Annotated in this window: 17 protein-coding genes and 1 tRNA gene; 8 read left to right on the top strand and 10 right to left on the bottom strand. The window is 69.4% G+C overall.

Going from position 1 to position 20303, the window contains the following annotated elements; translation table 11 throughout:
- Positions 1 to 21: 21 nt before the first annotated feature.
- A tRNA-Gln gene (locus tag AW274_RS32000) sits at positions 22 to 97 on the bottom strand.
- 234 nt (positions 98 to 331) lie between these two features.
- On the opposite strand from AW274_RS32000, the gene AW274_RS31995 reads away from it, so the two are divergent.
- The 4 genes from AW274_RS31995 (at position 332) to AW274_RS31980 (ending at position 5187) form a co-directional block, all read left to right on the top strand.
- Positions 332 to 1276: an acyl-CoA desaturase gene (locus AW274_RS31995; RefSeq protein ID WP_062440251.1), complete on the top strand. Its 945-nt coding sequence runs from the start codon at positions 332 to 334 to the stop codon at positions 1274 to 1276.
- Between the two features lie 66 nt (positions 1277 to 1342).
- Complete coding sequence (locus AW274_RS31990) at positions 1343 to 2188, top strand: TetR/AcrR family transcriptional regulator (protein WP_232320567.1); 846 nt, start codon at positions 1343 to 1345, stop codon at positions 2186 to 2188.
- Positions 2189 to 2251: 63 nt separating this feature from the next.
- Positions 2252 to 4339 (top strand): RNA degradosome polyphosphate kinase, encoded by a 2088-nt coding sequence (locus tag AW274_RS31985; RefSeq protein ID WP_062440244.1) that lies wholly within the window; start codon positions 2252 to 2254, stop codon positions 4337 to 4339.
- Entirely contained in the window at positions 4336 to 5187 is an 852-nt protein-coding gene (locus AW274_RS31980; protein WP_062440241.1) for an NUDIX hydrolase, read from the top strand. Before AW274_RS31985 ends, AW274_RS31980 begins: the two co-directional genes overlap by 4 nt.
- Here AW274_RS31980 and AW274_RS31975 read toward each other — a convergent pair.
- From AW274_RS31975 to AW274_RS31965, 3 genes are read right to left on the bottom strand one after another with little or no spacing between them, the layout of a single operon-like run.
- Positions 5180 to 6664, bottom strand: coding sequence for a CYTH and CHAD domain-containing protein (locus tag AW274_RS31975; RefSeq protein WP_063813764.1), 1485 nt, complete (start codon positions 6662 to 6664; stop codon positions 5180 to 5182). The two genes, AW274_RS31980 and AW274_RS31975, sit on opposite strands and share 8 nt — an antisense overlap.
- A 27-nt stretch (positions 6665 to 6691) precedes the next feature.
- Positions 6692 to 7045, bottom strand: a complete 354-nt coding sequence (locus tag AW274_RS31970; protein WP_062440237.1) for a VOC family protein — start codon at positions 7043 to 7045, stop codon at positions 6692 to 6694.
- Positions 7042 to 7806 carry a trans-aconitate 2-methyltransferase gene (locus AW274_RS31965; RefSeq protein WP_062440232.1) on the bottom strand — a complete coding sequence of 255 codons (765 nt, stop codon included), beginning with the start codon at positions 7804 to 7806 and terminating at the stop codon, positions 7042 to 7044. Before AW274_RS31965 ends, AW274_RS31970 begins: the two co-directional genes overlap by 4 nt.
- 59 nt (positions 7807 to 7865) lie before the next feature.
- On the opposite strand from AW274_RS31965, the gene AW274_RS31960 reads away from it, so the two are divergent.
- Both AW274_RS31960 and AW274_RS38715 read left to right on the top strand, forming a co-directional pair.
- Positions 7866 to 8375: a MarR family winged helix-turn-helix transcriptional regulator gene (locus AW274_RS31960; protein ID WP_062440229.1), complete on the top strand. Its 510-nt coding sequence runs from the start codon at positions 7866 to 7868 to the stop codon at positions 8373 to 8375.
- A 302-nt stretch (positions 8376 to 8677) separates the two neighbouring features.
- Positions 8678 to 10189 carry a trypsin-like serine peptidase gene (locus AW274_RS38715; protein WP_063813762.1) on the top strand — a complete coding sequence of 504 codons (1512 nt, stop codon included), beginning with the start codon at positions 8678 to 8680 and terminating at the stop codon, positions 10187 to 10189.
- A gap of 117 nt (positions 10190 to 10306) precedes the next feature.
- Here AW274_RS38715 and AW274_RS31950 read toward each other — a convergent pair whose 3' ends face one another.
- Genes AW274_RS31950 through rsmA form a run of 3 tightly spaced genes read right to left on the bottom strand, consistent with a single transcriptional unit; the run spans position 10307 to position 13834 of the window.
- Entirely contained in the window at positions 10307 to 12097 is a 1791-nt protein-coding gene (locus tag AW274_RS31950; protein ID WP_062440226.1) for an ABC-F family ATP-binding cassette domain-containing protein, read from the bottom strand.
- A 16-nt stretch (positions 12098 to 12113) separates the two neighbouring features.
- Entirely contained in the window at positions 12114 to 12977 is an 864-nt protein-coding gene (locus AW274_RS31945; protein WP_062440678.1) for a 4-(cytidine 5'-diphospho)-2-C-methyl-D-erythritol kinase, read from the bottom strand.
- A gap of 14 nt (positions 12978 to 12991) precedes the next feature.
- Positions 12992 to 13834, bottom strand: coding sequence for a 16S rRNA (adenine(1518)-N(6)/adenine(1519)-N(6))-dimethyltransferase RsmA (rsmA, locus tag AW274_RS31940; protein WP_157520842.1), 843 nt, complete (start codon positions 13832 to 13834; stop codon positions 12992 to 12994).
- Between the two features lie 121 nt (positions 13835 to 13955).
- On the opposite strand from rsmA, the gene AW274_RS43180 reads away from it, so the two are divergent.
- Both AW274_RS43180 and AW274_RS31930 read left to right on the top strand, forming a co-directional pair.
- Positions 13956 to 15443 (top strand): serine/threonine-protein kinase, encoded by a 1488-nt coding sequence (locus AW274_RS43180; RefSeq protein ID WP_062440219.1) that lies wholly within the window; start codon positions 13956 to 13958, stop codon positions 15441 to 15443.
- The gene (locus AW274_RS31930; RefSeq protein ID WP_062440215.1) at positions 15440 to 16612 is read left to right on the top strand and encodes an FG-GAP repeat protein; all 1173 of its coding nucleotides are present in this window, start codon (positions 15440 to 15442) and stop codon (positions 16610 to 16612) included. Before AW274_RS43180 ends, AW274_RS31930 begins: the two co-directional genes overlap by 4 nt.
- Before the next feature lie 4 nt (positions 16613 to 16616).
- Here AW274_RS31930 and AW274_RS31925 read toward each other — a convergent pair whose 3' ends face one another.
- The 3 genes from AW274_RS31925 to metG form a co-directional block, all read right to left on the bottom strand.
- Positions 16617 to 17465, bottom strand: a complete 849-nt coding sequence (locus AW274_RS31925; RefSeq protein ID WP_198169511.1) for a ubiquitin-like domain-containing protein — start codon at positions 17463 to 17465, stop codon at positions 16617 to 16619.
- Positions 17466 to 17619: 154 nt separating this feature from the next.
- A complete protein-coding gene (locus AW274_RS31920; protein ID WP_062440207.1) occupies positions 17620 to 18468 on the bottom strand; it encodes a TatD family hydrolase in 849 nt (282 codons plus the stop codon).
- On the bottom strand, positions 18468 to 20249 hold the full coding sequence (gene metG / locus AW274_RS31915) for a methionine--tRNA ligase (protein ID WP_062440203.1): 1782 nt from the start codon (positions 20247 to 20249) through the stop codon (positions 18468 to 18470). Before metG ends, AW274_RS31920 begins: the two co-directional genes overlap by 1 nt.
- Positions 20250 to 20303: the final 54 nt, after the last annotated feature.

Genomic DNA, 20303 nt, shown 5'->3' with positions numbered 1-20303 from the left:
GAGCTTACCTGAGACGCAAATTGGTTCCGGCGCCTGGACTCGAACCAGGACAAACCAACTCCAAAGGTTGGCGGGCTGCCAATTACCCAACGCCGGATCGCCCCCAAGCTTACCGGGCACACCCACGGAAAGGATGGTGGTTAAGCGTCACTTCCGGAACGTGCCACGCCATAGCAGACCAGGAGCTTTGTCGGCAAGACAGTTTCGCGCCATGAGATGGCCGCCCACGATACACCTTCTCCCCATTCTCGACTTAGGACTTCCTAACTTACGATGGCGTAGGTTACGGTGGCGTAACCGGCACTACCTACCACAGATCGTGAGGTACTTCATGACCGTAGTCTCGGAGCGCCCGGGGCCCAAGCAGCCCAAACCTGACATGGACCCCGAGAGGAAGACCACTCCCGAGATCATCACCTTCGGGGTCGTGGTGGGCCTGCCCCTGGTGGCACTGGCGCTCGCGGTGCCGGTGGCCTGGGCCTGGGGCTGGCTGAGCTGGGTCGACGTCATCATCGCGTTCGTCTTCTACATGTTCACCGGTCTCGGCGTGACGGTGGGCCTGCACCGCTACTTCACCCACGGCTCCTTCAAGGCCAAGCGGGGGCTGAAGATCGCCCTGGGTGTCGCGGGCAGCATGTCGCTGGAGATGTCGGTGCTCGACTGGGTCGCCACCCACCGCAAGCACCACAAGTTCTCCGACAAGGAGGGCGACCCCCACTCGCCGTGGCGCTTCGGCACCTCGTTCTGGGCCGTCACCAAGGGCCTCCTGTACGCCCACATGGGCTGGCTGTTCGAAGCCGAGCGCGCCAACCGCGAGAAGTACGCCCCCGACCTGGTCAAAGACCCCGACATCGTGAAGTTCCACAAGATGTTCCCGGTGCTGGCGATCACCTCGCTGGTGCTGCCTGGCCTCCTCGGCGGTCTGATCACCTGGTCGTGGCAGGGCGCCGCGACGGCCTTCTTCTGGGGCACCCTGGTCCGCATCGGCCTGCTCCACCACGTCACGTGGGCGATCAACTCGATCTGCCACGTCTTCGGCGACGAGGCCTTCGAGTCGCGCGACAAGTCCCGCAACGTCTGGTGGCTGGCGCTGCCCTCGTTCGGCGAGTCGTGGCACAACCTGCACCACTCCGACCCGACCTGCGCGCGGCACGGCGTGCTGAAAGGTCAGATCGATCTGAGCGCCGGCCTGATCAAGATCTTCGAGCGCTTCGGCTGGGCCTATGACGTGCGGTGGCCCAATCCCGAGCGGCTGGCGGCGAAGCGCATTGCCTAGCCCATACCGAGGGCCGTGTGAGGGCGTGCCTGTGCCGTCACTCTCACGGCCCGCCATTATGGTGCCGTGACCGAATCCAGATCCCGCAGGCGAATGACGGGCGCGGAACGGCGCGAGCAGCTGATTCAGATCGGTCGCTCCCTCTTCGCGGAGAAGGGCTTCGACGGCACTTCGGTGGAGGAGATCGCCGCACACGCCAGCGTGTCGAAGCCCGTGGTGTACGAGCACTTCGGCGGCAAGGAAGGCATCTACGCCGTGGTCATCGACCGCGAGATGCAGCGCCTGCTGGTCCTCGTCACCCAGGCGCTGTCGGCGACCCACGCGCGAGTGAAGCTGGAGCGGGCCGCCCTGGCGCTGCTCCAGTACATCGAGGAGAGCAGCGAAGGCTTCCGCATCCTGGTCCGCGACTCCCACGCCGCCTCCGGCACCGGCACCTTCGCGAGCCTGATCAGCGACATCGCCAGCCAGGTCGAAGACGTGCTGGCCGACGAGTTCGCCGGCCGGGGCTACGACCCCAAGACCGCCCCCATGTACGCCCAGATGCTCGTCGGCATGGTCGCCCTGACCGGCCAGTGGTGGCTCGACGTGCGCAAACCCAGCCGTGAGGCGGTCGCCGCCCACCTGGTGAACCTCTGCTGGAACGGGCTGAGCGACCTCGACCCGGTCCCGGCGCTGACCAACGCCTCCCGGGGCCTGGTGCTGGCCCCGCCGCTGCCGGCCGGCCCGCTGACCGACCCCAAAGAGCTCAGCCGTCAGCGCAAGGAGCAGGAGAAACTCTGGCGCGAGGCCGAGAAGCAGCGGGAGCGCGAGGCCAAGGAGGCCGAGAAGCTCCGGCGGGAGCAGGAGAAGGTACGCGCCCGCGAGGCCAGGGAGAACGAGAAGCTCGCACGTGCCCGCGAGGGTGAAGCGTGAGACTGGCAATTTCGTTGCGGGGAAGTTAACACGTCGTTCAACAAACTCGGGCATATTCAGGACATGTCCGCCGAAATTTCCGTGCCCATCTCCCCGGAGGAGCTTCCCCTCCCTCACGAGCGATTCCTCAACCGAGAGGAGAGCTGGCTTCAGTTCAACGAACGTGTGCTCGAACTAGCCGAAGATCCCAAGCTCCCCCTCCTCGAACGGGTGCGGTTCCTGGCGATCTTCGCGAGCAACCTCGACGAGTTCTTCATGGTGCGGGTCGCGGGCCTGAAACGGCGGATGGCCACCGGACTGCTGCTGAGAGCGCAGAGCGGGCTGAAGCCCAGCGAGGAATTGGAGCGCATCAACGGGATCGCCAACGTCCTGGTGCAGCGCCATTCGGCGATCTTCCACAAGACGATCGTGCCCGAGCTGGTGGCCGAGGGCATCGAGATCGTGCGCTGGGCCGACCTGGGGCGCGACGAGCGCACGGTGATGCGGAAGTTGTTCCGCGAGCGGATCAGGCCGGTGCTGACGCCGCTGGCCGTCGACCCGGCCCACCCGTTTCCCAACATCTCGGGGTTGTCGCTCAACCTGGCGGTCACGGTCCGCAACCCCGTCAACGGCAACACGGTCTTCGCGCGGGTGAAGGTGCCCCCGCAGCTGCCCCGGTTCGTGAAGGTGGCCAAAGACCGGTTCGTGCCTCTTGAGGACGTCATCGCGGCCCACCTCGGCCAGTTGTTCAAGGGCATGGAGATCGTCCAGAACCACGTCTTCCGGGTCACCCGCAACGAGGACCTCGACGTCGACGAGGACGTCACCGAGAACCTGATGCAGGCCCTGGAGCGCGAACTGCGCCGCCGCCGGTTCGGCTCGCCGGTGCGCATCGAGGTCGAGGACACGATCACGCCCGAGGTGCTCGACCTGCTGGTCGAGGAGCTGGGCGTACACGACCACGAGATCTACCGGGTGCCCGGCCCGCTCGACCTATCGGGGCTGCACACGATCGCCGACCTGGGGCCGACCCACAACCGGGGCGAGCTCAGCTACCGGCCGTTCGTGCCGTCGGAGGTGATCCACGCCGACGACGACATCTTCTCGATGCTGCGCGAGAAGGACATCCTGCTGCACCACCCCTACGACAGCTTCTCCACCAGCGTGGGCCGGTTCATCGAGCAGGCGGCGGCCGACCCGGCGGTGCTGGCGATCAAGCAGACGCTCTACCGGACCTCCGGCAACTCCCCCATCGTCGACTCCCTGATCGACGCCGCCGAGGCGGGCAAGCAGGTCGTCGTGGTGGTCGAGATCAAGGCCAGGTTCGACGAGCACGCCAACATCTCGTGGGCCAGGAAGCTGGAGAAGGCCGGCTGCCACGTCGTCTACGGCGTGCTCGGCCTGAAGACCCACTGCAAGCTGGCCCTGGTCGTGCGCCAGGAGCAGAACGGCGAGCTGCGCCGCTACTGCCACATCGGCACCGGCAACTACAACCCGAAGACCGCCCGCATGTACGAGGACTTCGGCCTGCTCACCTCCGACCCGCTCGTCGGCGAGGACGTCACCGACCTGTTCATGCACCTGACGGGCTACTCCAACCACTCGGCGTACCGGCGGCTGCTGGTCGCGCCCCACTCGCTGCGGCACGGCCTGCTGGCCCGCATCGACCGGGAGATCGCCCACCACAAGGCGGGCCGCGCGGCCCGCATCCGGATCAAGACCAACTCTCTTGTCGACGAGCCCGTGATCGACGCCCTCTACCGGGCCTCGCAGGCGGGCGTGCCGATCGACCTGTGGGTCCGCGGCATCTGCACCCTGCGGCCGGGCGTACCGGGTTTGTCCGAGACGATCAGGGTCAGAAGCCTTCTTGGGCGCTTCCTGGAGCACTCCCGCATCTACGAGTTCGGCGGCGGACGGCGGCCCGAGATGTGGATCGGCAGCGCCGACCTGATGCGACGCAACCTCGACCGAAGGGTGGAGGCCCTGGTGAAGGTGACCGGAGCACAACACCGGTCGTACATCGCCGACCTGCTCGACCGCGCGTTCTCCGACGGGACGGACACATGGTGGCTCACCTCAGATGGCCGTTGGCTTCGCCAAAACGGCGGCGCCGATCTGCAGCAACATCTCATCGGCACGCGACGCTGGCGGACCGTGGACGACGGCAAATGACCGACGTGATCCACGCCGCCGGCGCCGTGATCTGGCGCGGCGCCGAGACCTCCCCCGAGGTCGCGCTCGTGCACCGGCCCAAGTACGACGACTGGTCGTTCCCGAAGGGCAAGCTCAAGGCGGGCGAGCACGTCATCACCGGGGCGCTGCGCGAGGTCCGGGAGGAGACCGGCCTGTCGGTCGTGCTGGGCCGCTCGCTGCCGCCCGTCCACTATCTGAAGGACGGCCGCCTCAAGCGGGTCGACTACTGGGCCGCGCGGGTCAGCGCCGAAGACGACCTGACGGCGGTCGACGAGGTCGACGAGGTCGTCTGGATGCCGCTCGACGAGGCCCGCGACCGGCTCACCTACGAGTGGGACGCGGGCCTGCTGCGGGCCCTGACGGCGGCGCCGCTGGTGACGGTGCCGCTGATCCTGGTCAGGCACGGCCTGGCGGGCAGCCGCTCGGAGTGGAAGGGCCACGACGACCGGCGGCCGCTCGACGCCGACGGGCTGGCCCAGGCCGAGGTGGTCGCCGAGGCCCTGTCGGCCTACGCCCCGCGCAACCTGGTCAGCTCGCCGAGCCGCCGCTGCACCCAGACCCTCAAGCCCTACGCGACCGCCTCGGACCTGTCGATCCGCAAGGAGAAACTGCTCTCCGAGCCCGGCTACGACCCGAAGGACACCCTCCGGCTGGTCCGCAAGCTGACCGAGCCGACCGCGGTGTGCAGCCACGGCAAGGTCCTGCCCGACCTGCTGGGCGCCCTCTGCGAGGGGCGGATCGGCGACACCCACCTGAGAAAGGGCGGGTTCGCCGTCCTCCACCACGCGGAGGGTGAACTGGTCAGCGTCGACCGTTACGTCACGTGAGCTTGTTCCAGAGCTTCGGGAACTTGTCGCGGGCGCGTTCGGCGGCGGCGCGCTCCAGGCCGGCCAGCACGCCGTAGGTGAAGGTGTCCTCGCCGGCCGCGCGGGCCTTGGCGGCCTCCTTCTCCAGGGTCTCCTGGGCGACCACGCCGTCCTGGTAGGTGCCCAGGGCCTCCTGGATCGCCTCGGCGCGGGCGGCCTCGTCGCCCATGCCGGCCGCCTCGGCGGTGTAGCGGGCGCGCTTGGCCGCCTTGCGCACGTCGTGCATGGCGATCTCGCGCTCGTGCATGTCGTCGATGGCCTGGGCGGTGTCGTGCTTCTTGTGCACCCTCTTCCACTCCCTGGCCACGATCTTGGCCAGCGCGGGCCCGGCCTCGCGGGTCGCCCGGTGGGTGAAGACGTAGGGCTCGTCGAGCGCGTCGAGCAGCGCGAAGTAGCGTTCGCCGTTCATGGCCTCGCGGGCCCGCTCGTAGCCCTCCTGCTCCTGGAGCTTCAGGTCGTCGAGCAGCCGCGCCCTGACCGGACCGACGATCAGGTGGTCGTCGAGCCCGTCGAGCTCCTTGCCGAAGCGGGCCTGGATGACCTCCAGGTCGCGCACCTCGCCGAGCACCTCCCCGAGCCAGCGCAGCTCCTCCTGGAGCGCGTCCGACTCGGTCACGATCGAGGAGAAGGCCTTGAACGCGCTGCGCATGCGCCGGCACGCCACGCGCGCCTTGTGCACGGCGTCCTCCTCCTGCCGCCGCACCCGGCCGTCCTGCGCGATCAGCGCGTCGGTCTGGCTCCGCAGGTAGGCGAACACCGCGGCGCCGACCGTCCCCTCGGTCGGCGACTGCGGCAGTTTCTGTACGGCTTCGCCCAGCAGCCGCCCCAGTTTGTTGGCGGAGCCACCCGTGGCAGCCCCCGCCTTGATCACGCGCTTGCCCACCCGCTTCAGCAGCGCCTCGTCGCCCTTGACGAGCTCGACCTCGACCTCACGCCACCGCTCGATCCGCGGCGGCTCGCCGTAGACGGTGCCCTTGACTCGGTCGTCGGCGATCTCGGCCAGCACCTGCTCGTCGGCGTCGAGCAGCCGGGTCACCGACCGCTTGGTGTCGAGCTCGGCCACCGGCACCAGCGCCTGCCCGCGCGTGTAGACGAGCACCATCGCGGCCAGGTCGGCCGGCACGATCTTGGCGCTGCGGGTGAGCGGCCGCTGGATCTCCTGCCGCACCCCGGCGGACTTGGGCAGCTTCAGGTGCCAGCCGGGGTCGTCGCCGCCGCGCCGCCGCCGCAGGGTGATGCCTCGGGTGGCGAGCCGCAGATCGGGGGTGTCGAAGTAGACGGCCACGAGCTGGTGGGACTTGGGCCCCGACTCCGCTTCGACGCCCTTGACGCCGAGCAGGTCCGGCACGACGAACTCGTCTGGGACATCGAACTTGTCCTCGATCTCGATCGCCACCAGCACCTCCAGGTAAACGTGAAACGGCCGAATTGCGGCCATGATGCCACCTGAAGGTGAACAAATCGCCTATCGCGACACGGGCTGGATAAGTTCTAGACGATTTCCCACCGGATCGTGGATGTAACTGCGTACATATCCCGGCAGCAGCCGATCGATTTCGCATTCGGGAAATCGTGCGAGCACCTCCGCGAGGTCCCGCACCAGCAGCGCCGGATGCGCCTTCCGCGCGGGCCGGAAGCCCTCCTCGACGCCGAGGTGCAACTCCGCGCCCTCCCCGCGGAACCACACGCCCCCGCGCCCGGCCAGCCCGGCCGGTTTCGGGATCTCGGTCAGGCCGAGGCGGTCGCGGTAGAAGGCGCGCAATTCGTCCTCGCGACCGGGCGGGACGGCGAGTTGCACGTGGTGAATCCCGGTGATCATTTGTGCGCCACGGTGAATATGCGGCGGAACTCGAACGGGGTGCCGTAGTCGCGGCGGGGATAGGCCTCGGCCAGCACCCGGCCGGCGTCGGCGAGAAACCGTTCGCGGCGGTCGGGGCCGAGGCGGGTGAGCATGGGGCGCAGCGCCGTGCCGCTCACCCAGCGGAGCACCGCGTCGTCGCCCTGGAGCACGTGGAGATAGGTGGTCTCCCAGGCGTCCACGGTCAGGCCCTCGCCCGCCAGCAGCTCCAGGTAGCCGGCGGCGGAGTCGACCGGGTCGCGCCAGGCGAGGTCGGCCAGCTCTCCGGCCCATTCGGCGCTCTGGCAGAGCTCCCTGATCACCTGGTGGCTGGGCGCGGTGAAGTTCCCCGGCACCTGGAAGGCCAGCCAGCCGTCCGGGTTCAGCTCCCGGGCCCACCGCACGAGCAGCTCCCGGTGCTCGGGCACCCACTGGAGCAGCGCGTTCGACACGATCACGTCGACCGGCTCGGCCGGAGTCCAGTCGCGCACGTCGGCGACCTCGAACGTGGCGCCCTGCGGGGCCTTGGCGATCATCTCGGGCGAGGAGTCGACCCCGTGGATGCGCGCGTGCGGCCAGCGAACGGCCAGCGACGCGGTCAGGTCACCGGTGCCGCAGCCCAGATCGACGACGTGAGCGGGGTCTTCGGCCCTGATCCGCCCGGTCAGCTCATAGAAGGGCCGGGCCCGCTCATCGGCGTACCGCCCATAGACGGTGGGGTCCCAGATGGAATCTCTTGACATAAAGATACTTGATATCAAGAGAGATGTCTTGACGTCAAGAAAAGCTAGACTCGTCATCCATGAGCTCAGCCGAGGATGAAGTCGACCGGCTCGTCGCGGCCTGGCGGCAGGAGCGCCCCGACCTCGACGTAACGCCTCTCCAGGTGCTGAGCCGCGTGTCGCGGCTGAGCCGGCACCTCGAGCGGGCCAGGCGGGCCGCCTTCGCCGAGCACGGGCTGGAGCCCTGGGAGTTCGACGTCCTCACGGCGCTGCGCCGGGCCGGTTCCCCTTATGAGATGAGCCCGGGGGCGCTGCTGCGGGCCACTCTGGTGACGTCGGGGACCATGACCAACCGCATCGACCGGCTGGCCGCCGCCGGGCTCGTCACCCGCAACCCCGACCCCGACGACCGGCGCGGCGTGCTGGTGCGGCTCACCGTCAAGGGGCTCGAACGGGTCGACTCGGCCTTCGCCGACCTGCTCAGGCGGGAGCAAGAGCTGCTCGCGGCCCTCGGCCGGCAGCAGCAGCAAGATCTTTCCGGGCTGCTGCGCACCCTTCTCGTACCGTTCGACACATCCGACACTGCGTAGTCGTGTCGGACTAAGACGGTCTTAACCCACGATCTGGTTCCCCTCAGAGTGGTGTGATTTACATCACACGTCTGAGCTGGATCGATCCATGGCGTGACAGATCGACATGCCCTGCGATCAGCGGAAATAACGGAATCTTCACAGGAACCCCACAGGTTTACAGCAACTTTCCCCATCCCAGCCGCCCCGGGCAGTTGGTCTTTTTGCTTTCACACCCCCTTTCCGTCTTATAGCTTCTTGAACGTTCCTTTCCTGACGCATGGGGCGCAAGTGACGTCCCACGACAGACCTGGGAGTTCCACATGAAGCGCACGCTCATTCTGGGCGGTCTGAGCGCGGGGCTGCTTGCCTCCGCGGTCGTCGCCGCCCCGGCGCAGGCTGCTGGCGACGTCGCCTCCGACAGCCTGGCCAACACCAACCTCGCTGCCCAGCAGGTCGCGGCCTTCTGGTACGGCGAGATGAAGGCCAACCTGATCGGCGCGACGCCTTACAACGTCGAGACTCAGGTCGTCGGCAAGCACGTGTCGACCGGTGGCCCCACCGCCGACACCAAGCCCGGCATCGTTCCGGCCATCGGTGACGAGAAGAAGACCACCAGCGTCTCGAAGAACGTCAACCTGCCCAAGACCTCGGGCAAGGTGTTCTTCATCGGCGCTGACGGCAAGCCGCACTGGTGCACCGGCACCTCGCTCCAGAGCAGCTACAAGAACCTCGTCGCCACCGCTGGTCACTGTGTCTACGACACGGCGTCCAACAAGGCCACCCTCGACAAGTGGGTCTTCATCCCCGGTTACTACCAGGGCAAGACCCCGTGGGGCATCTACGTCGGCAAGCAGGCCTTCACGCACTACGACTTCGACGTCTACGAGGACGGCGACCGCAACTACGCGTTCGTGAACGTGTACAACGGTGTCCTCCCCGTCGCCGGCGAGGTGTACAAGGACCGCGAGCTCAGCAAGCACGAGACCAAGGCTGCCGCCGAGGCCGCCAAGAAGGCTCTCGAGGACAAGAAGGAGACCGGCGCGTCCCGTCTCTGGATCGTCGAGAAGGTCGACGACGACCACGTCACCGCTGGCCCCGAGGGCAAGAAGGTTGACGGCGTCACCTGGAACGAGTTCAAGAAGTTCCAGTCGTACAACGTGAAGGCCGACGCTCCGGCGCACACCTTCAAGCCGGGCACCGGCGTCACCGACACGTTCATCAGCCAGGAGGAGTTCCGCTCCGCTCCCGGCACCCAGAACGACGGCGACTCCTACTGGCAGCCCGGTTACAAGACCTTCGTCTTCTCGTACAAGTGGGGCAACACCTACAAGTACGTCAAGCGGACCTTCTGGCTGAACTACGACGTCGACTACATCCTGTTCGGCTCGACGCTGAACATCGGCCTCAAGGACGTCGGTCGCCTCGGTGACAACGTCGGTGGCCAGGGTCTGGCGTACAACCAGAAGGTCGGCCAGTCGGTCTACGTCTTCGGTTACCCGAGCGGCAAGCACCCGGACGGCAACCACGCCTTCACCGGGCACACCCTGAAGTGGACCTACGGCAAGACGTTCGCGGCCAAGGCCTCGGACATCAAGGCTGAGGAGATCATCGGGGTCAAGTCGTCCTTCACGGGCGAGGGCTCGCTCGGTTCGTCGTGGCTGGCTCAGTACAAGAGCGCCCGTCGCCTCGGCTACCTGAACGGTGTGACGATCGGTGTCGCTGACACCGACAAGAACAACCGTTACGACACCTCGGTTTCGCCGTACTTCGACGGTGAGACCTACGGCGTCTACAAGGTGGCGGCGGCTCTCTGGTCCGGCAAGATCGTCTGATCTGCCACCAACGCGTAGTGCTGAGATGACTCGGAAGGTGCCCCAAGTCATCTGAAGCTAAAAGAAGGAGCCCGGTCGGCCAACCGGGCTCCTTCTCATTTGTATGGAAGACCTGGACTACTCGCCGATGCGCTCCGCGAGCTCCATCCACTCGAGCTCGGCGGCCTCCTTCTGGGCCCCGAGGTCGCGCAGCTCGGCGTCGAGCTTGCCGAGCTTCTCGAAGTCGCTGGCCGCCTCGGCCATCTGGGCGTGCACCTTGGCCTCACGCTCCGACAGCTTGTCGACCTGCCGCTCCAGCCGGCTCAGCTCCTTCTGGAGCTCCCGCAGCTCCTTCTGGGAGACCTTCTTCTCTGCGGCCTCGGCGACGACCGTCACGGGCTCCGCTGCGGCCGCACGGGCCGACACGGCGGTTCCGGCGGCGCGGCGCTCCAGGTATTCGTCGACCCCGCCAGGCAGCATCGACAACCGGCCGTCGCCCAGCAGCGCGACCGTGCGGTCGGAGACCCGCTCCAGGAAGTAGCGGTCGTGGCTGACCACGACGAGGGTGCCGGGCCAGCCGTCGAGCAGGTCTTCGAGCTCGGTCAGCGTCTCGATGTCGAGGTCGTTGGTCGGCTCGTCGAGCAGCAGGACGTTGGGTTCGTCCATGATGAGCCGCAGCAGTTGGAGCCGCCGCCGCTCGCCGCCCGACAGGTCGCCGACGACCTTCCACTGCGCCTCGCCCTTGAAGCCGAGGCGTTCGAGCAGCTGGGAGGCGGTCCATTCCTTCTTGCCGACGGTGATGTACTTGCGGATCTCCTCGACCGTCTCCAGCACGCGCCGGGTCGGGTCGAGCTCGGCGAGCTCCTGCGACAGGTGGGCCAGCTTGACGGTCCGGCCCTGGACCAGTTTCCCCTCGTCGGGGGTGACGGTGCCGGACAGCAGGCGCAGCACGGTCGACTTGCCCGAGCCGTTGACGCCGATCAGGCCGATGCGGTCGCCGGGGCCGAACTGCCAGGTGCAGTGGTCGAGCACGAGCGGGCCCGTGTTCGGGCCACCGGCGTGGAGGGTGACGTTCTCCAGGTCGTACACGGTCTTGCCGAGGCGCGCGGTCGCGAACCTGAGCAGTTCGACGGTCTCGCGGGCCGGCGGCACGTCGGCGATGAGCGCCTCGGCGGCGTTGATGCGGAACTTCGGCTTGGACGTGCGGGCGGGCGGGCCGCGCCGCAACCAGGCGATCTCCTTCCGCATGAGGTTCTGCCGCCGGTCTTCTGCCGCCTGGGCGATGCGCGCCCGTTCGGCCTTGGCCAGCACGAACGCGGCGTAGCCGCCCTCGTAGCGTTCGACGGAACCGTCGACGACCTCCCAGGTGCGGGTCGAGACGGCGTCGAGGAACCAGCGGTCGTGGGTGACGACGAGGAGGGCCGACTTGCGCGCCGACAGGTGGCCGGCGAGCCAGGCGATGGCCTCGATGTCGAGATGGTTGGTGGGCTCGTCGAGCACGATCAGGTCGTGGTCGCCGATGAGCAGCTTCGCCAGCGCCGTGCGGCGGCGTTCGCCGCCGGACAGGGCGCCCGCGTGGGCCGACAGGTCGAGGTCGCCGAGCAGGTTGGCGAGGATCTCGCGGACCTGGGCGTCGCCGGCCCATTCGTGGTCGGCCTGCTGGCCGAGCACGATGTCGCGGATCGGCGCGTCGGGATCGAAGAGGTCGCGCTGGGCGAGCACCCCGACGCGCAGGTTGCGCGTGTGGGTCACCCGCCCGCTGTCGGGGGTGAGCTCACCGGCGATGATCGAGACGAGGGTGGTCTTGCCGCCACCGTTGCGCCCGACGACACCGATGCGCTCGCCCGCTTCGACCCCGAGCGACACCCCGGTGAGCAGCGCCTTCGGGCCGAAGGCATGGGAGACGGATTCGAGATTGACCAGATTCATCGCCCGCCAAGCCTATCTAGACGATCGCGGCTCCCGGCACGGGTCCGGAGGCCACGACGGCCTCACGGCAGCTGGTGAGCGAGACGGCGAGTTCGCGGGCGTGCATCTCGTCGGCGGCCAGGAACGCGCAGGTCGGCCCGGAGCCCGACACGAGCGCGCCGAGCGCGCCGAGCGCGCGCCCTTCGTCGAGGGTGCGGTGGAGGGAGCGGCGCAGCATGATGGCGGCGGGCTGCAGGTCGTTGACGAGCGCGGCCCCGAGCGCGGCGGCGTCGCCCTCTGCCAGCGCCCTGGCCAGTGGGTCGCTCAGCACCGGCCAGGCGGCGTGGTCGCCGGTGGCCTCCCTGATGCGGTCGCACTCGCCGTAGACCTGCGGCGTCGACAGGCCGCCGTCGGCCAGCGCGAACACCCAGTGGAAGTCGCCCGAGACCTCCATCGGCGTCAGGACCTCGCCCTTGCCGGTGCCGACGGCGGTGCCGCCGAGCAGCGCGAACGGCACGTCGCTGCCGAGCGTGCCGCCGATCTCCATCAGCTCCTCGCGGGTCTTGCCGAGGTTCCACAGGGCGTCGCACGCGACGAGCGCGGCGGCGGCGTCGGCGCTGCCCCCGGCCATGCCGCCGGCGACCGGGATGGTCTTCTTGATCTCCAGCCGGACGCCCCGGCCGGGCGCGAGCGCGTGGGCGGCCCTGGCGGCCAGGTTGTCGGCCCCGAGCGGCACGTCGGCGTGGTCGCAGACGACCTCGACCCGGTCTGACTCCGACGCGGTCACCTCGTCGAACAGGGACACGGCCTGGAAGACGTTGACGAGGTCGTGGAAGCCGTCGTCGCGGAGCGGGCCGACGGAGAGCTGAAGATTGACCTTGGCGGGCACACGCACGGTAATCACGTGACGGGAGCCTAGCGGCGGTGTTCGGCGATCCGGGCGAAGTCGGCCACGTCGAGCTGTTCGCCCCGGGCCTGCGGGTCGACGCCCGCCTTCACCAGCGCCTCCTCGGCCAGCGCCGGGGAGCCCGCCCAGCCCGCCAGGGCGGCGCGCAGGGTCTTGCGCCGCTGGGCGAACGCCGCGTCGATCGCGGCGAACACCTCCTCCCTGGTGGCGGTGGTCGCCGGGGGCTCACGACGGACAAGAGAGACCAGGCCGGAGTCGACGTTGGGGGCCGGCCAGAAGACGTTGCGGCCGACCGGGCCCGCGCGGCGGACGTCGGCGTACCAGGCGGCCTTGACCGACGGCACGCCGTAGACGCGGGAGCCGGGGCGGGCGGCCAGCCGGTCGGCGACCTCCGACTGCACCATGACCAGGCCGCGGCGCAGCTCGGGCAGGATCTGCAGCAGGTGCAGCACGACCGGGACCGACACGTTGTAGGGCAGGTTGGCGACCAGCGCGGTCGGCCGGCTCGGCAGGTCATCCGGAACGATGCGCAAGGCGTCGGCCTGGACGACCCGCAGTCGGTCGGCGTAATCAGGAAGCATGACCATGACCGTCTCGGGGAGCTGGCGCGCCAGCACCGGATCGATCTCGACCGCGACGACCTCGGCGACCTCCGACAACAGCGCCAGGGTCAGCGACCCGAGCCCCGGACCGACCTCGATGACGACGTCGTCGGCCGTCACCTCGGCGACTCTGACGATCTTGCGGACGGTGCCGCCGTCGATCACGAAGTTCTGCCCGAGCTTCTTGGTGGGCCGGATGTTCAACTTCTCGGCTAGCGTGCGCACCTCGACGGGCCCGAGCAGACTCATGCAACCAGTGTCGGGCATGCGAACGCGTCGAATTACCTGTTCGCGACCCCCGCGGGCAATCCATGCTGGCGATTGCCCCGAATCCCCCATGAACGCGCACAGGCCCTAGGAGAGCCCTCAGATGGAACCGACCGGCGCCGAGCCGCTCCGCCCCGACGATCCCGCCACGATCGGGACCTACCGGCTTCTGGGCCGCCTGGGTGAGGGCGGCATGGGCACGGTCTACCTGGCCGTCACCGAAGGCCGCCTGGTCGCGCTCAAAGTGGTCCGCTCCCAGCTCGCCGACGACGCCTTCGCGGCGCGTTTCCACGGCGAGGTCGAGAACGCCCGCAAGGTCGCCTCGTTCTGCACCGCGCAGGTGCTCGACAACGGCAACACCCCCGACGGGCGGCCCTACATGGTGACCGAGTACATCGCCGGCACCCCGCTCAACCGGCAGATCGCCCAGGAGGGCCCGCTCGAACCGGGACCGCTCCACGGCGTGGCCCTGGGCGTGGCGGCGGCCCTGGCGGCCATCCACGTGGCGGGGCTGGTCCACCGCGACCTGAAGCCGGCCAACGTGATCCTGTCGTTGTCGGGCCCGCGCGTGATCGACTTCGGCATCGCCCGCGCGCTCGACGCCTCCCACGACTTCACCCAGGCCGGGGAGCTCCTCGGCAGCCCCGGCTGGTGGGCGCCCGAGCAGGTGCGCGGCGAGCCGGTCAGCCCGTGGACCGACGTCTTCGCCTGGGGCTGCCTGGTGGCGTACGCCGGCACCGGCCGCCACCCCTACGGCCAGGGCAACATGGTGACGCTGGCGGCCCGCGTCCTGAACAGCCGCCCCGACCTGGGCGCGCTCCCCGAGCCGCTGAACGAGCTGGTCCGCCTCGCCACCGACCCCGACCCGACCCGCCGCCCGACCGCGCAGGATCTGCTGATCGCCCTGGTCGGCGGCGCGCTGCCGGCGGTCTCCGCGCGCGACCCGGAGGTCCGGCAGGCCGAGCCGCTGATGCCGGTGGAGGAGCTCAACCGCACCCTCCAGGCGTCCTTCCCCGAACCCGTGGAGGAGGCGGCCCCCGTCACCGTCGTCACCGCGAACGAGGCCGACACCACCGAAGGTCCACCGATCAAGCCACCGCGGTCGCGGACCGACCGCTGGCTCATCGGGGCCATCGTGATCTTCGTCGCGTTCGTCGTGAGCGTCGGGGTGCTGGTCGTGTCGGGTGACAACGAGCCGCGTACCGCCGTGCAGATCGCCGCGCAGGAGGCCGCCGACGGCGACGTCGGCCGGCGGATCACCGTCGGGGCCGGGTTCGGCGTCGACCTGGTCGTCACCAAAGACCCGCGCTGCGGGCTGGCCGACTTCGAAGGGGTCGCGGCGACGCAGGGGGAGTTCTGCGTGATCCCGTGGAGCATGGTCAACACCGGCGGCGAGCTCGTCTCGATCGCCGCCACGCCCGTGCTGCTCGACGACACCGGCACCGCCTACCAGGCCCATCGCCTCTCCACTCCGCTGCCGAGCGGGCTGCGGCCCGGCGGCCGCTCCGACGGCATGCTCGTGTTCGACCTCCCCGACGACCGCGTCCCCGCCCGGCTCCAGTTCGGCGGCGGCCTGGAGGTGGCCCTGTGACCCGGCTGCTCGCCGCCCTGCTGCTCGGCGCGGCCTTCCTTCCTTCCGGTACGGCCGCCGCCGCGCCCTGCGCCGACACGGGCCACGCCGTGGGCGACCCCTTCGCCGAGACCGTCACCTTCGGCGGCCAGACCTTGAAAGCTCCCGGCGGCGAGGCCAACACCGGCTTCGGCTGGGCCGTGGCCACCGCCCACGTCGACGGCGACCGCTGTCTCGACGTCGTCGTCGGCGCCCCCTACGCGGGAGCCCGCGACGAGGGCGCGGTCTACGTGTTCGGCGCGGGCGGCGTGCGGACCTTGACCGCGCCGGACCCGGAGAAGGACGCCCACTTCGGCTGGTCGCTCGCGGCGGCCGACCTGCCGGGCGGCGCGGTGCTGGCCGTCGGCGAACCGCACTCCGACGACCCGCTGACCGACGCCGGGGCCGTCCACCTGCTCTCCCCCCAAGGGAGGGTGCGGCTGAACCAGGAGTCCGAAGGCATGATCGGCAACGGCGAGGTCGGCGACATGTGGGGCTGGTCGCTGACCTTCCACGGCGACCCCGACCGGCCCGACCTGGCCGTCGGCGTGCCCTACGAGGACAACGACGGCACCGGCCGGCAGGTCGCCAGCGGCATCGTCGACGCCGGGACGGTGGTCGTCGTCCAGGACGTGCTGGCGGGGGCGCCGTACAAGAGCAAGAAGTGGGACCTCGGGCAGGCGACCACGGAGGTGGCGGAGGAGGCGGGCAACCGCTTCGGCTGGACGCTGGCCACCGCCCGGATCGGCGGCGTCTCCTACCTGGCCGCGGGCGCGCCTCTCGCCGGGCCGCGCGACGCCGGGATGGTGCAGCTCTGGGCCGACCTCGAACCCGTCAGGGCCATCACCGTGCCGGGCACGACCGGTCTCGGCTGGGCCCTGGCGTTCACCGGCGACGGCAGGCTCGCCATGGGCCACCCCTACACGAAGGGGGCGACGGGCGGCGTACACACCAGCACGGTCGACGGACGGGTGACCGCGCTGCCGGTCCCGCCCCAGCCGGGCCAGCGCTACGGCTGGTCGCTGGCGGCCGACGGGCCCTCTGGGCTGCTGATCGGCGCACCCGACCGGAACGGCGTCGGGGCGGTCTTCACCTCGGCGGCGACCCCCGCGCCGACCGGCTCGGTCGACTACGGCCATGCCGTCGACTAGCGGCTCAGAGGCGGTCGCCGCACTCCGGCCAGGCGCGTTTCCAGTCGCCGGCCAGCCGCTGGTAGAGCAGCTGGGCCCGGTAGGTCTGCTCGGCCTCGGGCCAGTCGGCCGGCCGCTTCTCCCCGCCGACCGCGCGCCACATCTTCAGCCCGAACCCGTAGAGCCCGCCCGGACCCGACACACACCGCGCCAGGGCCTCCCAGTTCAGCGCGGCCACGTCGGGCGAGATGGGGATCGTGTGGGGCGGCAGGCCGGGGGTCACCCGGATCACCGTGTCTTCGGGCGGGAAGGTCGACAGGCCGGGCGACACCTTGTCGCCCTCGCCGAGCTCGACGCTCGCCTCTTTCAGGACCTCCGCGACGGTCCGGCCGATCGTCGTGGTCTCGATGCGCATGCTGCCGGCCACGATCGTCACCTTGCGGTGCGACCGCGCGTTCAGCTGGAACCCCTCGACCGGGATCTGCCGCAGTCTGGTCGTCGACAACTGCAGCTTGTTGGGGTTCATCTTGAGCTCTTCGAGCGCGTCCTGGACGTTGAGAGCCGTGGTCAGATGGGTGCTGGAGGTCCCGTCGAGGGTGAGCGTCAGCGGCCGGGCGTGCCTGACCACGATCGTCATGTCGTCGCCGATCTCGGCCGACGGCGGGGGCGAGACCATGTCGCCCTCCTCGTAGGGCACCCCGGCGGCCTTCAGCACGCCGTTGACGTCGGCCGCGAACGACCGGTGGGTGGTGAGCTTGCCGTCGACGTCGAGGGTGATCTCGCGGGCCAGCCCGACCCCGGTGACCAGGCCGACCGAGGCCCCCAGCGCGGCGGCGCACACCACGGCCAGCCACGGGCGGACCAGCGCCCTCAACCGTGACGGCGCCTCAGCGGGTTTCTCGACCGGATGTTCCCAGCCCGACAATTGGCCGCCCGTGTCATGCGCGGGGCTCTCCAATGTCGGGGAATACACGGATGCGTCCTTCCGGAAGCGCCATGGTCAACTCACACCGTACCGTGACATCCCATTACCAATCACCGAAAACGCGCGGACCGTTCACATTGATGATCTCCGCGAGCGCCTCCGGCGTCGTGCCCTTCACCTCCGCGATGCAGCGCAGCGTCAGCGGGATCAGGTAGGGCGCGTTGGGCTTGCCGCGGTGGGGCGTCGGCGGCAGATAGGGCGCGTCGGTCTCGACCAGGATCAGCTCGGCCGGGGCGACCTTCGCGGCCTCCCGCAGGTAGGCGGCGTTCTTGTAGGTGACCGGGCCCGAGAACGACAGGTAGTAGCCCGCCGCGACGCAGCGCTCGGCCATCTCGGCGTCGCCCGAGTAGCTGTGGAAGACGACCACGTCGGGCGCGCCCACCTCGTCGAGCACGTCGAGGACCGCGTCGTGGGCGTCGCGGTCGTGGATCACCAGCGCCTTCCCGGTGCGCTTGGCGATCTCGATGTGCGCCCGGAACGAGGCGTGCTGGTCGTCTTTGGAAGCCCAGTCGCGGTAGAAGTCGAGCCCGGTCTCGCCCACGGCCCGCACGTGATCGAGCCGCGCCAGCGCCTCGATCCGGTCGAGCACCTCGGGGGTCGCCGCGTGAGCCTCGTTGGGGTGGATCGCCACGCCGGCGTAGACGCCCTCGTGGTCACGGGCGATCTCGGCGCCCCACTCGGAGGAGCGCAGGTCGTAGCCGATCGTGACCAGGCGCGTCACCCCGACCGATTTGGCTTCGTCGAGGATGCGCTCGACGCTCGCCCCGGCCGCCTGGGCGGCCAGGGCGACGGGATCGCCGGACGACGCCTTGCGCTCCCCGACCATGATGTCGAGGTGGCAGTGACTGTCGAACACCTCGGCGCCGAGCGCCTCGGGGAGCGGAACGGACATCAGCTTTCCAGTCTGGCCAGTTCTTCGTCGACGATCTTCGCGTCGAGCTTGGCGAACAGCGGCTTCGGCGGGGCCAGCGGGGTGCCCGACTGGATCGGCGTGTGCTCCCACTTCGCCGCGCCGTTGTAGTCACCGGTGATCACCGGGTAGGAGCGCCCGCCCTGCTCGTCGACCTCGCGGATCTCCGGCATGCCGGACCAGACGCCCTGCCCGCCGAGCATCTCGTGGATCTTGTTGGACGAGTTCGGCAGGAACGGCGTGAGCAGCGTCTTGGCGTCGTCGACCACCTGGAGCGCCACGTGGAGGATGCTGCCCTGGCGGACCGGGTCGTCCTTGATCTTCCAGGGCTCCTGCTCGGCCAGGTAGCGGTTGGCGTCGCGCACCACGTCGAACGCCTCGGTGACCGCGTTCTTGAACCGCGACCGCCCCAGCTCCGCCCCGACCGCAGGGAAGGCCGACTTCGACCGCTCGAGCAGCGCCCGGTCGGCGTCGGTCAGGTCGACCGCGTCGGGGATCTTGCCGAAGTTCTTGGACGCCATCGAGATCGACCGGTTGACCAGGTTGCCCCACGCCGCGACGAGCTCGCCGTTGTTGCGGTTGAGGAATTCGGACCAGGTGAAGTCGGTGTCCTGGTTCTCGGGCCCGGCGACCGCGATGTAGTAGCGCAGCGCGTCGGCCGAGTAGCGCTCCAGGAAGTCGCGGACGTAGATCACGACCGACCGCGAGGAGGAGAACTTGCGCCCCTCCATGGTCAGGAACTCGCTCGACACCACCTCGGAGGGCAGGTCGAGCCGCCCCAGCGACCCGGCCGCGCCGCCCCGGGCGCCCTCTCCGTTGTAGCCGAGCAGCATCGCCGGCCAGATCTCGGAGTGGAAGACGATGTTGTCCTTGCCCATGAAGTAGTAACCCCGGGCGTCGGGGTTCTGCCACCAGGCGCGCCACGCGTCGGGGTCGCCCGACCGGCGGGCCCACTCGACCGAGGCGCTCAGGTAGCCGATGACCGCGTCGAACCAGACGTAGAGCCGCTTGTCGTTGCGGTCGCTCCACCCGTCGAGCGGGATCGGCACCCCCCAGTCGAGGTCACGGCTGATCGCCCTCGGCTGGAGGTCGCCCAGCAGGTTGAGCGAGAACTTCAGCACGTTGGGCCGCCACTCGCCCTGCTTGCCCTGGAGCCAGGTGCCGAGCGCGTCGGCGAAGGCCGGCAGGTCGAGCATGAAGTGCTCGGTCTCGATGAACTTCGGCGTCTCGCCGTTGATCTTCGACTTGGGGTTGATCAGGTCGATCGGGTCGAGCTGGTTGCCGCAGTTGTCGCACTGGTCGCCACGCGCCCCGTCGTAGCCGCAGATCGGGCAGGTGCCCTCGATGTAGCGGTCGGGCAGGGTGCGCCCGGTGGACGGGGAGACCGCGCCCATCGTGGTCTTGGGGAAGATGTAGCCGTTCTTGTGCAGCCCGAGGAAGATCTCCTGGGCGACGGCGTAGTGGTTGAGCGTGGTCGTGCGGGTGAACAGGTCGTAGGAGAGACCGAGGGCCGTCAGGTCTTCGGCGATGACCCGGTTGTAGCGGTCGGCGAGCTCCCGGGCGGAGACGCCTTCCTTGTCGGCCTGGACCTGGATCGGCGTGCCGTGCTCGTCGGTGCCGGAGACCATCAGCACCTTGTTGCCCGCCATCCGCTGGTAGCGGCTGAAGACGTCGGACGGCACGCCGAACCCGGAGACGTGCCCGATGTGGCGAGGCCCGTTGGCATAGGGCCACGCGACGGCGGTCAAGATGTGCTGAGACATGCCTCAAGCCTAGAGGCATCCGACCACCGGATCGGAGCCTTATTCCCGCCCTGC

It is taken from the genome of Herbidospora daliensis (assembly GCF_001570585.1).
GTDB classification, from domain to species: domain Bacteria; phylum Actinomycetota; class Actinomycetes; order Streptosporangiales; family Streptosporangiaceae; genus Herbidospora; species Herbidospora daliensis.
Note: the sequence above shows the minus strand (reverse complement) of the source record. Positions and strands in the feature narration are given on the sequence as shown.

What these genes read in the sequence shown, in the direction of transcription:
- AW274_RS31970 (WP_062440237.1), bottom strand. Translation starts at nt 7,045, where the DNA reads ATGATCACCGGGATTCACCACGTGCAACTCGCCGTCCCGCCCGGTCGC.
- AW274_RS31920 (WP_062440207.1), bottom strand. Translation starts at nt 18,468, where the DNA reads ATGTCCGTTCCGCTCCCCGAGGCGCTCGGCGCCGAGGTGTTCGACAGT.
- metG (WP_062440203.1), bottom strand. Translation starts at nt 20,249, where the DNA reads ATGTCTCAGCACATCTTGACCGCCGTCGCGTGGCCCTATGCCAACGGG.
- AW274_RS31960 (WP_062440229.1), top strand. Translation starts at nt 7,866, where the DNA reads ATGAGCTCAGCCGAGGATGAAGTCGACCGGCTCGTCGCGGCCTGGCGG.
- AW274_RS31980 (WP_062440241.1), top strand. Translation starts at nt 4,336, where the DNA reads ATGACCGACGTGATCCACGCCGCCGGCGCCGTGATCTGGCGCGGCGCC.
- AW274_RS31975 (WP_063813764.1), bottom strand. Translation starts at nt 6,664, where the DNA reads ATGGCCGCAATTCGGCCGTTTCACGTTTACCTGGAGGTGCTGGTGGCG.
- rsmA (WP_157520842.1), bottom strand. Translation starts at nt 13,834, where the DNA reads ATGAGTCTGCTCGGGCCCGTCGAGGTGCGCACGCTAGCCGAGAAGTTG.
- AW274_RS31965 (WP_062440232.1), bottom strand. Translation starts at nt 7,806, where the DNA reads ATGTCAAGAGATTCCATCTGGGACCCCACCGTCTATGGGCGGTACGCC.
- AW274_RS43180 (WP_062440219.1), top strand. Translation starts at nt 13,956, where the DNA reads ATGGAACCGACCGGCGCCGAGCCGCTCCGCCCCGACGATCCCGCCACG.
- AW274_RS38715 (WP_063813762.1), top strand. Translation starts at nt 8,678, where the DNA reads ATGAAGCGCACGCTCATTCTGGGCGGTCTGAGCGCGGGGCTGCTTGCC.
- AW274_RS31995 (WP_062440251.1), top strand. Translation starts at nt 332, where the DNA reads ATGACCGTAGTCTCGGAGCGCCCGGGGCCCAAGCAGCCCAAACCTGAC.
- AW274_RS31985 (WP_062440244.1), top strand. Translation starts at nt 2,252, where the DNA reads ATGTCCGCCGAAATTTCCGTGCCCATCTCCCCGGAGGAGCTTCCCCTC.
- AW274_RS31950 (WP_062440226.1), bottom strand. Translation starts at nt 12,097, where the DNA reads ATGAATCTGGTCAATCTCGAATCCGTCTCCCATGCCTTCGGCCCGAAG.